General features: G+C 57.1%; 1 pseudogene. It reads left to right on the plus strand.

Annotated elements, in window-relative coordinates:
• Positions 1 to 113: 113 nt before the first annotated feature.
• A pseudogene (locus EN786_RS35960) lies at positions 114 to 713 on the plus strand (transposase); the annotation flags it as partial.

Here is a 713-nt window from a genome sequence, read left to right on the forward strand (position 1 = left end):
GGGGTATTCGGCTTTGTCCCACGTCTTGAACGGGTGTTTGAGGTGCTGCTTCGCGCTGATGATAAAACGTGGTCTGCGTGAACAGCCACAAGCATCAGGAAAGGAAGCGCAGCATGAGGCATTATCCCGGACTGGACGTCTCGGTGAAAGAGACGGCCGTCTGCATCGTGGATGAAGGAGGCCGCATTTGCCGAGAGATGAAGCTTGCGAGCCATCCGAACGATCTTGTTGAGGCGTTGAAGAACCCCGCCTGGAATCTGGCCCGGATCGGGCTTGAAGCTGGTCCCTTATCAAATGGTTGTTCAGTGGTCTGGCGGGAGCCGGACTACCTGCAATCTGCATCGTAACCCGTCATGCGAAGGCCTTTCTCAAGGCGCAGGTCAACAAGAGCGACCGCAACGATGCGCGCGGCATCGCGCAGATGATGCGGGTTAATTGTGTTCCGGCCGATGCACGTCAAGACGCTGATGAGCAGGAACGTCGGGCGCCTGTTGACAGCCCGCAAGTTGCTGCAGGAAAAGGCCATCGCAATTGAGAATGACATTCGAGGCCTGTTGCGTAACTTCGGTCTCAGGTTGGCATTGTCGGCGCTGCCAAATTTGGGGATCGCATCCAGGACCTTTCCGGCGACATCCCGGAGCTACGTGACATCATGGAGGTGTTGCTCGCCGCCCGGCAGAAACTTCGCGAGCAATTCAAGGGTGACACGGTTT

It is taken from the genome of Mesorhizobium sp. M4B.F.Ca.ET.143.01.1.1 (genome assembly GCF_004792275.1).
GTDB classification, from domain to species: Bacteria; Pseudomonadota; Alphaproteobacteria; order Rhizobiales; family Rhizobiaceae; genus Mesorhizobium; species Mesorhizobium abyssinicae.